Here is a 13,435-nt window from a genome sequence, read left to right on the forward strand (position 1 = left end):
CGTAGGCACGCGTCCGGCCCGCTTACTCTCAAGGGAGGCGCTCGACGTAGCGGCTGCGTTGGGCTTCTGCGCACGAAAATAGTGTGCTTCCTCAATCCAGTGTCGCTTCAGTCTGGGGATTGGCCTTCGGTCGCTGCTCCTCATTTGCGCGACCCCCGACGGCACCAAGGTTGCGTGGGTGCACTCGGACGCGGTTTCGCACGCATGCCCTATGCTGGGAACGACTTCTCTAAGACTTCTCAAGCCGCGTGGTTCACCAGCACCCTACCGATGTTGCAGACCTTCAGAATGCGCCGGTGCGGTTCGGCTGGAGTTCGACAGTGAGCCTGCACCCTCCGATGAAGCGGCGGTCTTCTCTGACGAGTAACGGTCAAGTTGCTGGTCCTCTAGCATTGGCGTATTGCGGGATGATCGAGGAATGATCTCCTTGGTGAGATCACGGGGCGAGTGACGGCAAACATCGCCCAGACCGAGTGCGTATCAGAGGACTGCATAAGATCGGCAGCAGCCATGCGTTTACCGCACAGGCTTTTGGTTGCTCACCAACGCAGAATTACCGAGTTCTTCAGTAAGGGTGAATGTGCGACGATTGTCTTACAACCTTCGGCGTGAGCTGATCGATCCGGCTTCTCGATCATCGCCCGCAGGAGGCGCTTTATGATCAACTCACGTGCGTATGAGAGCCTGGAAGAGCGCTTCGCCCGCGTTCGGGTATTGGAGGACGTTGCTGGGATTTTAGGCTGGGACGCACAAGCGATAATGCCCGTTGGTGCGGCCTCCGAACGAGCCAAACAGTTGGCCGTGCTGCGTGGCCTTGCCCACGAAGTTCTGACCTCGAGCGACGTGCCCGATCTCCTCGATGACGCCGACGCACAACGCGCCAGACTGGATCCCTGGCAGAGCGCCAATTTGCGGGAGATGAGATGCGCCTTCGTCCACGCGGCGGCGCTGCCGCAAGACCTTGTCGTGGCAACCTCCAAGGCCACCTCGCATGCCGAGATGGTGTGGCGTGAGGCTCGCCGAACCAGCGACTTCGCACTGCTCCTGCCCCACCTAGAGACGGTGCTGGACCTTCAACGGGAGACTGGTCAGGTCAAGTCCGAAGCCCTGGGCACCTCCACCTATGACGCCCTCCTCGATCAGTACGACCCTGGCCTGCGCCAAGGCTGCATTGACCCACTGTTCGACGCCTTACGGCAGGAGCTGCCAGTCCTGATTGCGGAGGCGACTGAACGCCAGCATCTCGCATCAGCGCCAATCCCGATCAACGGTCATTTCCCGGTGGAGGCCCAGCGCAAGCTCGGCGAGACCCTGATGCGGGCCGTCGGCTTCGACTTCACCCATGGCCGCCTGGACATCAGCCTTCATCCCTTCTGCGGTGGGGCTACAGGCGATGTCCGGATCACAACGCGCTACGACGAAGGGGATTTCACGCAATCCCTCATGGGCGTGATGCACGAGACTGGGCACGCGCTCTATGAGCAAGGCCGCCCGGCGGCGTGGGCCTCGCAGCCGGTCGGGCAAGCTCGCGGCATGACCCTCCACGAGAGCCAGTCTCTGCTGATCGAGATGCAAGCCTGCCGGTCGCCCGAGTTTTTGGCCTACCTCTCGCCCCTGCTCACCGATGCCTTTGGCCGTGAAGATCCCGCTTGGTCGCCTGAGAACCTGCATCGGGTCTACACACGGGTTCAGCCCGGCTTCATCCGCGTGGATGCAGACGAGGTGACTTACCCCGCACACATTCTACTGCGCTACGATCTTGAAAAGGCGATGATCGCCGGCGATCTTGCCGTTGCGGACCTGCCCGCCGCGTTCAATAGTGGGATGAAGGCGTTGCTCGGGGTCACAGTCCCAAACGACGCGCAGGGATGCCTGCAGGACATCCACTGGCCGAGCGGTGCTTGGGGGTACTTCCCGACCTATACACTCGGTGCGATCGCGGCCGCCCAGTTGTTTGCCGCTGCGTGTTCGGCCGAGCGGAACATTCGCACCAGTTTCGCAAGTGGCGACTTTAGCCCGCTCGTTGGCTGGCTGCGGGCCAACGTGCATGCAAAGGGCAGTCTTCTCGGCACGGACGACGTTCTGACGGCCGCAACCGGCAAATCCTTGGGGCTCGAAGCCTATCGCGATCACCTGAGGCAACGCTATCTTTGGCGAGATCTAGTGACCTGAGTGTCCGCTCAGGCAAGGGCTCTGGCAGAGAGGCTTAGCGACGGGACTTGAGGCTGCGTTTCGCAACGATGCACCTCGAAGGAGGAGCAAATGCTGAGACAAGACGCTATCGACGAGGCACTCAGCGCTCCTGCAGTCGCTCGCAACAAGGATGTGATCCTGCAGGTTCTACGCCAGGCACTCCCGCAAACAGGTCTTGTGCTGGAGGTGGCCTCAGGCACCGGCGAGCACGCCGTCCACTTCGCAACAACCCTGCCGGGCCTAAGATGGCTGCCGAGCGATCCTAACGCAATCGCACTTGGCAGCATCCGAGCGCACGTTGGGGCCGCCGGTCTAACGAATGTCCTACCACCAGTGCGACTCGACGCGTCCGCATCCTCCTGGCCGGTCGAGAAAGCTGATGCGATTGTCGCCATCAACATGATCCACATCGCACCGTGGTCGGCCACAGAGGGCCTGATGGCAGGCGCTGCGCGCCTGCTGCCTGATTTCGGGCTACTCTACCTCTATGGCCCCTTCCTAACGGGTGGGACGCACACCGGACCTGGTAACGCAGCCTTCGACGCCGACCTGCGGGCGCGCGACCCGGAATGGGGTGTCCGCGACGTTGATGCTGTGGCCCGGGCCGCGGCCGCTCATGGATTGCACCTAGCCGATCGCATTGCCATGCCCGCCAATAACCTCAGCCTGCTGTTCAGGCGGGAGCCTTAAGGTCGAGCTCGACAGCTGCGGCTTGTGTTACAACCGTTTCCAACACCGTGGTGGATGTGATGCACTGGGCCAACGGACCGAGACATCCTGCAGCGATCTACGTCTTCGTCTCTCGCGTGGACTGACCTGATCGACAAGCGGAAAAGCGGTGTGCCCTCCCTCGACGAAAAGCCCGCGGTGGCGGCGGGCTGAAGGTGAGAAAACCTTGGGGCAGAGACCGCAGGGGATAGCCGCGGTTCAAAAGGGCAAGGTGGGAGTTGTGTCCAGAGCAGCCAGGGCGAAGCACGCGGGCTACCCCGACACGCCTTGCGGTCTTCGCCCGAAGATCCCTTTGGTAACGCCCCTTACTGATTGGGCAGGTTCTCGACGATAGCCGCGCCGCCAAGCCATGCCATGACGGCTTCGAGGGTGCGGAAGGGATGCTCGATACCGCTGAACGGGCTCGGCCGCTGCTCGGGCGAAAGATCTTCCAGCAACTCCGCGCGCCAACCCCTCTCCTCGCCGCGGGGCGAGACGTTCCTGACCACGCTGCCCACGACCTCGCCATCTAGGGCAAGATCGTAGCTGCCTGCTGCGAGCTGGTGGAGCGTGTATGTCATCACGCATCCTTAGCCCAGACTTAGCGGCTAACCCACATGATCAGGCCGAAAAGGGCGGGGAAAGCGATCAACACGCCGAGTGAGGCCGGCAAGATCCATCGCGATTTCCCGTGCACGTCAGCCGCGTCCCGCACCCGCTCCGACGCGGCCTCGTTCGTTCGTGCCAGCTTGATGTCCTGCGGAGTTGGAGGTGCACCACCAGCCTCCTCACAGGTGCCCAGAGGAGCCGCGCCGACATCACCGTGTGGTGCCTTATCTCCAGTGCGCCCGCTGTCGATGTCTGCCTTCAGCATCGCCGAGGTGGGCCGATCTGAGTCGGGCGGCTGCCCGAAATCGAGGTTGGCGGGTGACGGCGGGGTCTCGGATCGAAGCGACATGTGCAAACCTGTGAGCGTAAGGTTGGGCAACGCACAGGCGCAGCTCTGAGGTAGGTGGCAGCAATGTCGCGGCGCGGTGGGTGGCCCCGCAGTTCTCGCCTGGCGCTCAGCTCTGTTCGGGAGTCGTGACCTTCCCAGCCGAGACTCTGATCTCGCCGCGGAAGTTCGATAGGCTCGTCCGAATCGCACGCGGATCGTACCACAGCGGGTTAGCGCCAGCCCGAGACGGCGCGCAGCATGTCAGCCATGGACTGCGCTTTGTCTCAGCGAGACGAGAACGCCATCGTGAACAACACGCGCTGAACTTCGAAGTCGCTCAGACGGGTCTGGTATTGTTGATGAGCTGGCAAGTGTCAGTTAGCTCACCCTCAATATTCGTGCCGTTCGCAATCATCTCGGCATTCGAGGGCTCGCGTCGATGATCGGCTTAATCTCCCTCAAGTAGGAAGAGACCAAGGGTCCGCCCTCCATCGGGACGATGCATAGATCCGCAACGAGCCTTATGGGTCCACCCTCAAGATCGTCGCGAGTTTGGCAGCCTTGTCCTAAGCAGCGCCCCATAAGGTATCGAGCTCTGCGATCGGTCGGGCTGGCTCGTGGACGTGCACCACACAGCCGGACGGCGCGTACTCATCCTGGCCTTCAGGAACGTGCCTGATTTCGCAATTGCGGCCTGATCGACCCGCATGCGTCGAGTGCACGAGCTCAGACTTCCGCTCACAGACCGACGACGTTCGCCTGCCAAAGCTGGACTTGGTGGACGGTAAGCCTCAGTGCCTTCCGCGCTACGAACCGCTTGTACAGGACTGCGGGTTCGGCAAGGAAGCTCAATCGATGCAGGATGCGGACACGACGCGCGAGGCGGCTGGGCCCCAGCCCGGGACATGGTCGCTGACGGTCTCTGGTATTGCGGTCGTGTGCTTCGTGGCGCTGCTGGCCCTGGCCTGGCTGTCGGCGTCGACCCTCTTCCTGATCTTTGCCGGGATCCTGCTGGCCGTGTTTCTCGACGGTCTCACCCGCGTCCTCGGATCAGTGCTGCCGCTTCGTCGAGGCTTGAGGCTAGCCCTCGTCAGTCTGGTTCTCGCTGGCCTCGCCATAAGCCTCGTAGGCTACGGCGGCGCCATGGTGGTGCAACAGGCTCGCGATCTAGGACGGACGGTCCAGGAGCAGTCCGGAACGGTGCGTGACTGGCTCAAGAGTTACGGCATCGACTCGCCAGCCCTGGAAGGCCTCGGGGCAAAGAAGCCGGACTCGGCGCCGACGGAGCCGCCCAAGCCGCAAGCCGAGGAGGATGCCAAACCGCAGAGCCCGCCTGCAGCCGAAGGAACGGCCGCGAGCGACGGCAAGCCTCCAAGCGATCGCAAGCCCCAGAGTGAAACGGCGGCGGGCGCGTCGATGCCGAATGCAAGCAGCATCCTCGGGCCGGCATCGAACGTGATCCTTGCTTTGTTCAATGCTCTCGGCAACGTCCTCGTCATCATCTTCCTCGGGATCGCCTGTGCTGCCGATCCGGGCACCTATCGCGACGGCGTCTTGCGGTTCGTTCCGCCCCAGCATCGTCCGCGCGGAGGGATGGTGCTTGATGGCATGGGCGAGACCCTTCGCCATTGGCTGTTCGGTCAGCTCATCACGATGGTGGCCATCTTCCTGTGCACCTGGGCTGGCCTTGCGGTGCTGGGGATCGGCGGAGCCCTCATCCTCGGCCTGCAAGCGGGACTGCTGGCCTTCATCCCAACGATCGGGCCGCTCATCGCTGGCGTCGTCATCGTTCTGGCTAGCCTTGCCTCAGGCACGAGCGCGGCGCTGGGTGCGATCGGTGTCTACGTGGCGGTGCAGACCCTGGAGACCTACGGGCTGACCCCGTTCATCCAGAAGCGAGCGCTCGACATCCCGGAGGCGACGATTTTCGCCGGCCAGCTTATTCTCGGCGTCCTGTTCGGGCTCTGGGGTGTTGCTCTTGCCCTACCCCTGACGGCGGCCATCAAGGTGCTTCTCGATCAACTCTACATCGAAGAAACGCTGCATGAGGATGCGAAGGCCTAAGATCTTAGGATCGTTTTCTGCCTCGCATTGCCTTTGGGGATTATGCCAGCGGGATCGGACAAGTGATGGTTTATCGATCAGTCCTTGGAGTTCTGCTTCTCACCACGCCCGCGCTTGCTGAGCCGATCGTCGGGCGTGCCACGGTGATCGACGGCGACACGCTGGAGGTCCGAGGCACCCGCATCCGGCTTCACGGCATCGACGCGCCCGAGAGCGGTCAGACCTGCAAGGACGCGGAGGGCAAGACCTACCGCTGCGGCCAGACTGCCGCCCTCGCGCTGGCGGGCCGCATCGGGCAGCGCCTCGTCACCTGCGAGCCGCGCGAGACCGACCAGTACGGCCGCGTCGTCGCCGTGTGCCGAACGAGTGCGGGGGATCTGAACGCCTGGATGGCGGGCGAAGGGCACGCCGTCGCCTACCGGCGCTATGCGGAGGACTATGCCAATGTCGAACTCACGGCCAAGGCGCTGCGGCGCGGGATCTGGGCCGGCACCTTCGAGGAGCCGTCCGCCTGGCGTCGCGCCAAGCGCGCCGGGGGCGAGGACACCCGGCCGGAGCGGGTGACACCACCGGTTGGCCCGAGCGGCTGCACCATCAAGGGCAACATCTCCGCAGGCGGGGAGCGGATCTACCACCTGCCGAGCTCGCCGGACTATGCCCGCACCCGCATCAACGACAGGGCGGGTGAGCGCCTGTTCTGCTCGGAAGACGAAGCTAAGGCGGCGGGCTGGCGTCCCGCGCGGAACTAAAGTGGCAGGTCAATCCCATGTACCTGGACGGTCGGCGCTGACGGGCTAATCACCTCACGATGAATGGCGAGGCGATGGAAGCAAAGCCGGTCGCGTGGGCGTTGACGGATCGGAGCCAGAGGCTGCTGCGTGGTCGGCTGGGCGCATGCGGCGAGGATGACGAACGCCTGTCTTGCCTCAGGTCGACATTTGTCCCTCAGGCTGGTACACATGGGAAGATCCCGGCGCGACTAACCCTTTGATCTATATGTGATTTGCTTGGTGGCGAGACAATCCCACCCTCTCCGCCAGTTTTGTGTTTTAAGATGCTGTGATTAAACATAAAACTCTTCTGCTCATCGACTCCAACCCCTGGTCTCATCCCGCATTTTAAGATGTTCTGTTCTGGGCCGTTTCGGGCGTCGGTGGACGATGGCCAGCGCGTCGGCGGGCGGTAATCAGCCTGTCAGTGGGGGTCGCGGGAACCTCTCATGTCGCCGGGATCATGAGGCGCAGCAGGTCGGTAACCGCGAACTGACCGGTAGGGTTGGGCGTGACGAACGTCTCCGACACCACGTCCCCATCGCAGTCGTTCTGAGATCCCAGTCCTGGTCGCCCGTCACCGAGCGGCCTTTCTGGCCTCCCACGAAAGGCGCGATGGAGGCGTCTACCAGCCTCGGATCAGCGCGAGCACAACCAGCGTGAGCACCGCTGAGACGAGGATCGAGCTGAGGCAGCCCAGGCGATTCGAGAAGAAAAAGAACATGCGAGTGGAAGTGCCTGAGGCTCCGCAAGGTTCGCTGAGCGCGGCACGGAAGTCGAAGGCGGCGAGCCGCGAGGTGCTTCGCCCCACGGCCAGGAAGGCTTTACGTGTCCACCGGTCACCAGGGACTGAACGTCATCTCTCCGAAGTGGCGCGGGTCCGCGCCAGCCCTGAACGCCGTTTCGATCAGGCGGTGAACCTCGCCGATCGCCACCAGCCTGCCGTATGATCCCTTCCGCTCCGGTTGCGGGAAGTCCATCAGGACAATGCGAAGATGGCTGGCATCATCGACATCGTCGGGAATGCCGGACTGGAGGTAGAACTGGACCGTCCTGTCCCTGTCATCGATCAGGCCGAGAAAGTTGCCCTGCACGCTGCGGACCGTATCCGACCAAATCAGGCCCGCCTTGCGAAGGTCGACCGCCTCGGCTTGCTCGGAGATCGGCCCAATGCCGCCATCGTTCCAGAACGCCCTCATCCCCATACCCTCGGACCTCTCCCGACCGCCGTACGACGGAGCGCCGGCGTACGAGGGGGGTGGGGCGCTGTCGGCGAGCCCACGAGCTGAGCCGGACGGGTTCCTGACCCCTCGCTCCTGAGGTCACGAATCGTTCCGCCTCAGAGCGCTGGCCCCGACGCTCCACCTCCCGCGAATGCGCCGAGCGAGACGCGCGCCACGTCCCGCAAGGCATCCCGGGTGGCGCCGGACGAGGCCAGGACGGCCATGCCCGAGGCAACCGTCGAGAGGAACCGCGCCAGCGCCGCTGGATCGGCGCCCTCCGGCAGCTCACCGCATTCCCTGGCCTGTGCGAAGCGCTCGCGGAGCTCCGTCTCCGTTTGCGCGCGCCGCGACGCCAGTTCGAAGGGAATGTTCTCCGAACCCGCACCGCAGGCGAGGCCGCCTTGGACGAGAAGGCAGCCCGACGGATTGGCAGGATCCGTGTGGCTCTCGGCGATGCTGCTCAGGAACCGTTCGGCCACGTCCCGCGCGGTGCCGCCCGCCAGCACGTATCGCATGTGCGCGGAGCGCTTCTGCGCGTAGCGGTCGAGCGCAGCCTTGAGCAGACCTTCCTTGCTGCCGAAGGCCGCATAGAGGCTCGGCGGCTTGATGCCCATCGCCTTCGTCAGCATGGCGAGGCTGGCGCCGTCGTAGCCGTGGCGCCAAAACAACTCCATCGCTTCGTCGAGGGCCTTGTCCATGTCGAAGGACCGGGGCCGCCCCATCGCCATTGCCTGCCAGCTCCCACTTTTGTATCGATTAATAGATAAGTCACTTGACGTCCGGCGTCCACGTCGACATGTGTAGCAAACCCTACAGATGTCGGAGCCCGCCGTGAGCCTCGAGCGTGACACCTCTCCTATCCGAGTTTCGATCCGGCGCAGCCTCGGGGCCGGCCTGGTCCTCGCCCTCCTGGCCGGTGCGTCCCATCAGTTCACGTCGATGACGTCGTTCCTTCACGGAACGAAGGCGATCGCCGCGACGCCGCCGGCCGAACAGGCGGTGCCCGCCGCGGTCGCCGCCGTCGAACCGCGCGACATCATCCTGTGGGACGAGTTCTCGGGCCGCCTGGAGGCCGTCGATCGCATCGAGGTCCGGGCGCGCGTCGGGGGTGCGGTCCAGGCCACGCACTTCGCCGAGGGAGAACTGGTCAAGCCGGGAGACCTCTTGGTGACGATCGATCCTGCGCCCTACGCCGCTGAGGTCCAGCGCCTGGAAGCGCAGGTGGCTGGCGCCGAGGCGCGCCTCGCCCTGACGTCGAGCGACTTCGAGCGCGGGCAGAGGCTCTCCGACCAGCGCATCGTCACGGCGCGCGATCTCGACGTCCGTGCCAACGCCTACAAGGAAGCGAAGGCCAATCTCGACGCGGCGAAGGCGACGCTGGAAGCGGCACGCCTGAACCTCGGCTACACCGAGGTCAGGGCCGCGGTCGGCGGGCGCGTCGGGCGGCGCGAGATCACGCCGGGCAACCTCGTTGCGACGGGGGCCGGCGCCGCCGTGCTGACCACCCTCGTGTCCGTCGATCCCGTCCACGCGAGCTTCGACGTCGACGAGACCATCGTGCTCAAGGCGCTGGCGTCCATCGCCGCTCCCTCCGGCGGGCGCAGCCAGCTCGGGCGCATTCCTGTCGAGATGGTCACCGCCGATGGTGTCCGGTCTAGGGGGCGTCTTCAGTTCATCGACAACAAGGTCGATGCCCGCAGCGGAACCGTCAGGGTGCGCGCCACCTTCGCCAACGGCGACGGGCGCCTCATCCCAGGCCAGTTCGCGCGCATGCGGCTGGGTCAGGCGGTGCCGGAGAGATTGCTGCTCGTCGACGAGCGGGCCGTCGGCACGGATCAGGACAAGAAGTTCGTGCTCGTGGTGGGCCCTGACAATCGGGCCGCGTTCCGCGCGATCACCCTCGGCAGAGCCGTCGACGGCCTTCGCGTCGTCACCTCCGGGCTCGTGGGCGGGGAGCGCGTCGTCGTCAACGGGCTGCAGCGCCTCCGCCCCGGCACGCTCGTCGACGCCGCCCCGGTCGCCATGGGCGCGCGGCCAAGCCCTGGGGATGCCGCTCCTGGGGATGCCGCGTCCGGGTCGGGCAAGCTCGCGCAACGCTGACGTCGCCGCGGTCCTCCCGAATCTCCTCGACCTTTCTCGCCCCCGGAGGGCGACATGAACCTCTCGCGCTTCTTCATCGATCGCCCGATCTTCGCGGGCGTCCTCTCGGTGCTCATCTTCGTCGGCGGCCTGCTCTCGCTCTTCGCGATGCCGATCTCCGAGTACCCGGACGTGGTGCCGCCCTCGGTCGTCGTCCGCGCGACCTTCCCGGGCGCCAATCCCAAGGTCATCGTCGAGACCGTGGCGACGCCGATCGAGGAGCAGATCAACGGCGTCGAGGGCATGCTCTACATGTCGAGCCAAGCCACGACGGACGGCATCATGACGCTGACCGTCACCTTCCGGCTGGGCACCGACCCCGACAAGGCCCAGCAGCTCGTCCAGAACCGCGTCTCGCAGGCGGAGCCGCGCCTGCCCGCCATCGTGCGCCAGCTCGGCATCGTCACGGTCAAGAGCTCGCCCGACCTGACCATGGTCGTCCACCTCGTATCGCCCGACGGCCGCTACGACATGACCTACCTGCGCAACTACGCGGTGCTGAACATCAAGGACCGCCTGGCGCGCCTCGACGGCGTCGGACAGGTGCAGCTCTTCGGGTCGGGCGACTACGCGATGCGCATCTGGCTCGATCCGCAAAGGGTCGCCGAGCACGGCTTGTCCGCCGGCGACGTGGTTCGCGAGATCCGGGCCCAGAACGTGGAGGCGGCCGCGGGCGTCGTCGGCTCGTCACCGGCGGTTCCGGGCCTCGACCTGCAGCTGTCGCTCAATGCCGAGGGACGCCTGAGCAGCGAGGAGCAATTCGGCGACATCGTCGTCAAGACGGGGGCAGACGGCGAGATCACGCGGCTGCGCGACCTGGCCCGGATCGAACTCGGCGCCTCCGACTACGCGCTGCGCTCGCTCCTCGACAACAAGTCGGCCGTTGCGATCCCGATCTCCCAGTCGCCGGGCTCGAACGCGATCCAGATCTCGGACGAGGTCCGCCGGACCATGGCCGAGATCAAGAAGAACATGCCCGAGGGGGTGGACTACCAGATCGTTTACGACCCGACGCAGTTCGTGCGCGCCTCTATCGAGGCCGTCATCCACACGCTGCTGGAGGCCGTCGCCCTCGTCGTCCTCGTCGTGATCCTGTTCCTGCAGACGTGGCGCGCCTCGATCATCCCGCTCCTGGCGGTGCCCGTCTCCATCGTCGGCACCTTCGCGGTGATGCATGCCTTCGGCTTCTCGATCAACGCGCTGAGCCTGTTCGGCCTCGTGCTCGCCATTGGCATCGTCGTCGACGACGCCATCGTCGTGGTCGAGAACGTCGAGCGGAACATCGAGAGCGGGCTGTCGCCGCGGGAGGCCAGCTACCAGGCCATGCGCGAGGTCTCGGGTCCGATCATCGCCATCGCCCTCGTGCTCGTCGCCGTCTTCGTGCCGCTCGCCTTCATCAGCGGCCTGACGGGCCAGTTCTACAAGCAGTTCGCGCTGACCATCGCGATCTCGACGGTCATCTCGGCGATCAATTCGCTGACCCTGTCTCCGGCGCTCTCGGCGCTCCTGCTGAAGGGCCACGACGCGCCCAAGGACCGCCTGACGCGGATCCTCGACGGGCTGCTCGGATGGTTCTTCCGCCGGTTCAACCGAGTCTTCGGCCAAGCGTCGAGCGGGTACGGGCGCGGCGTCGGCTTCGTCGTCACGCGCAAGGCGACGATGATGATCGTCTACGTCCTGCTGGTTGGCGTGACCGTGGTGCTGTTTCGCCAGATCCCGAGCGGCTTCGTGCCGGGCCAGGACAAGCAGTATCTCGTCGGCTTCGCGCAGCTCCCCGACGGGGCGACCCTCGACCGGACGGAGGAGGTCATCCGTCGCATGAGCGAGATCGCCCTGAAGGAGCCGGGCGTCGAGAGCGCAGTCGCCTTCCCGGGCCTCTCGATCAACGGCTTCACGAACAGCTCCAACTCAGGGATCGTCTTCTCGACCCTGAAGCCCTTCGACGAGCGCCGGGACCCCGCGCTGAACGGGGCGGCCATCGCGCAGTCGCTCAACAGGAAGTATGCTGCGATCCCGGAGGCGTTCATCGCGATGTTCCCGCCGCCGCCCGTCAACGGCCTGGGCACGATCGGGGGCTTCAAGCTCCAGATCGAGGATCGGGCCGGCCTCGGCTACGAGGCCCTCGACGAGGCGACGAAGGCGTTCATGACCAAGGCCGCTCAGGCCCCGGAGCTGGCCGGCCTGTTCTCGAGCTTCCAGATGAACGTGCCGCAGCTCTTCGCGGATCTCGACCGGACGAAGGCCCGCCAGCTCGGCATCCCGGTGACGGACGTCTTCGATACGCTGCAGATCTATCTCGGCTCGCTCTACGTCAACGACTTCAACAAGTTCGGCCGCACCTACTCGGTCCGCGTTCAGGCCGACGCGCCGTTCCGGTCTCGCTCGGACGACGTTGGATTGCTGAAGGTGCGAGCCGGCACCGGCGAGATGGTGCCGCTCGCGGCCCTGCTCCACGTTCGGCAGAGTGCGGGCCCGGAGCGGGCCATGCGGTACAACGGCTTCCTGTCCGCCGACATCAATGCGGGCGCAGCCCCCGGCTACTCGTCGGGTCAGGCCCAGGCCGCGGCGACGCGCATCGCGGCCGAGACCCTGCCGCGGGGCTTCGCGTTCGAGTGGACCGACCTCACCTATCAGGAGTTCATCGCCGGCAATTCCGGCGTGTGGGTCTTTCCCCTGGCGCTGCTCCTCGTCTTCCTGGTGCTGGCCGCCCAGTACGAGAGCCTGACGCTGCCCTTGGCGATCCTGCTGATCGTGCCCATGGGCCTGCTCGCGGCCATGTTCGGGGTCTGGCTGTCGGCGGGCGACAACAACGTCTTCACGCAGATCGGCCTGATCGTTCTCGTCGGCCTCTCGGCCAAGAACGCCATCCTGATCGTCGAGTTCGCCCGCGAGCTGGAATTTGCTGGCCGCACCCCGATGCAGGCCGCGATCGAGGCGAGCCGTCTGCGGCTGCGTCCGATCCTGATGACATCGCTGGCCTTCATCATGGGCGTCCTTCCCCTGGTGATCGCGACCGGGGCCGGATCGGAGATGCGCCGCGCCATGGGTGTTGCCGTGTTCTCCGGCATGATCGGCGTCACCGCCTTCGGCCTGTTCCTGACGCCGGTCTTCTACGTGCTGCTGCGCCGATTGACCGGCAACAGGCCGCTCAAGCATCATGGCAGCAGCACGCCGGTCCTCCACCAGGACAGCACCGCAGAGGCCGCTTAGCCGCGTGCAGCCTTCCTCACGGCACGACCCAGACCTGTGCTGGGCGGTCGTCGTGTGTGCTTCGGGGGTGCGGCCCGGGCTGGCTGAGGAGCGGCACGGGTCGCGAAGCCACAGGCCGACGCGATCCTAAGGCGACGGCCGCCGATTGAGCCTCCCGCTCCAAGGACGCTCGGCGCCCGAGCCTCAGCCGT

Annotated in this window: 9 protein-coding genes; 6 read left to right on the top strand and 3 right to left on the bottom strand. The window is 65.3% G+C overall.

Features of this window, described 5'->3' with window-relative positions; genetic code table 11:
* Nucleotides 1-657: 657 nt before the first annotated feature.
* Nucleotides 658-2,172, top strand: coding sequence for a carboxypeptidase M32 (locus MFF55_RS13435; protein ID WP_238244608.1), 1,515 nt, complete (start codon nt 658-660; stop codon nt 2,170-2,172).
* Between the two features lie 90 nt (nt 2,173-2,262).
* Complete coding sequence (locus MFF55_RS13440; protein WP_238244609.1) at nt 2,263-2,883, top strand: DUF938 domain-containing protein; 621 nt, start codon at nt 2,263-2,265, stop codon at nt 2,881-2,883.
* A gap of 344 nt (nt 2,884-3,227) precedes the next feature.
* Here MFF55_RS13440 and MFF55_RS13445 read toward each other — a convergent pair whose 3' ends face one another.
* Nucleotides 3,228-3,482, bottom strand: a complete 255-nt coding sequence (locus MFF55_RS13445) for a hypothetical protein (RefSeq protein ID WP_238244610.1) — start codon at nt 3,480-3,482, stop codon at nt 3,228-3,230.
* 1,211 nt (nt 3,483-4,693) lie between these two features.
* Here MFF55_RS13445 and MFF55_RS13450 point away from each other — a divergent pair.
* Together MFF55_RS13450 and MFF55_RS13455 are read left to right on the top strand one after the other, a co-directional pair.
* Complete coding sequence (locus MFF55_RS13450; RefSeq protein ID WP_238244611.1) at nt 4,694-5,902, top strand: AI-2E family transporter; 1,209 nt, start codon at nt 4,694-4,696, stop codon at nt 5,900-5,902.
* Nucleotides 5,903-5,967: 65 nt separating this feature from the next.
* Nucleotides 5,968-6,651, top strand: coding sequence for a thermonuclease family protein (locus MFF55_RS13455; protein ID WP_238244612.1), 684 nt, complete (start codon nt 5,968-5,970; stop codon nt 6,649-6,651).
* 860 nt (nt 6,652-7,511) lie between these two features.
* Here the strand turns inward: MFF55_RS13455 and MFF55_RS13460 are convergent.
* Together MFF55_RS13460 and MFF55_RS13465 are read right to left on the bottom strand one after the other, a co-directional pair.
* Nucleotides 7,512-7,871 carry a hypothetical protein gene (locus tag MFF55_RS13460; RefSeq protein ID WP_238244613.1) on the bottom strand — a complete coding sequence of 120 codons (360 nt, stop codon included), beginning with the start codon at nt 7,869-7,871 and terminating at the stop codon, nt 7,512-7,514.
* A 140-nt stretch (nt 7,872-8,011) separates the two neighbouring features.
* Nucleotides 8,012-8,623, bottom strand: a complete 612-nt coding sequence (locus MFF55_RS13465; RefSeq protein ID WP_238244614.1) for a TetR/AcrR family transcriptional regulator — start codon at nt 8,621-8,623, stop codon at nt 8,012-8,014.
* A gap of 88 nt (nt 8,624-8,711) precedes the next feature.
* Here MFF55_RS13465 and MFF55_RS13470 point away from each other — a divergent pair, with 88 nt between their 5' ends.
* Together MFF55_RS13470 and MFF55_RS13475 are read left to right on the top strand one after the other, a co-directional pair.
* Nucleotides 8,712-9,995, top strand: coding sequence for an efflux RND transporter periplasmic adaptor subunit (locus MFF55_RS13470; protein WP_238244615.1), 1,284 nt, complete (start codon nt 8,712-8,714; stop codon nt 9,993-9,995).
* A gap of 54 nt (nt 9,996-10,049) precedes the next feature.
* Entirely contained in the window at nt 10,050-13,244 is a 3,195-nt protein-coding gene (locus MFF55_RS13475; protein ID WP_238244616.1) for an efflux RND transporter permease subunit, read from the top strand.
* The last annotated feature ends 191 nt before the right edge of the window (nt 13,245-13,435 follow it).

The sequence above is a fragment of the Methylobacterium iners genome (assembly GCF_022179305.1).
In the GTDB taxonomy this organism is placed as follows: domain Bacteria; phylum Pseudomonadota; class Alphaproteobacteria; order Rhizobiales; family Beijerinckiaceae; genus Methylobacterium; species Methylobacterium iners.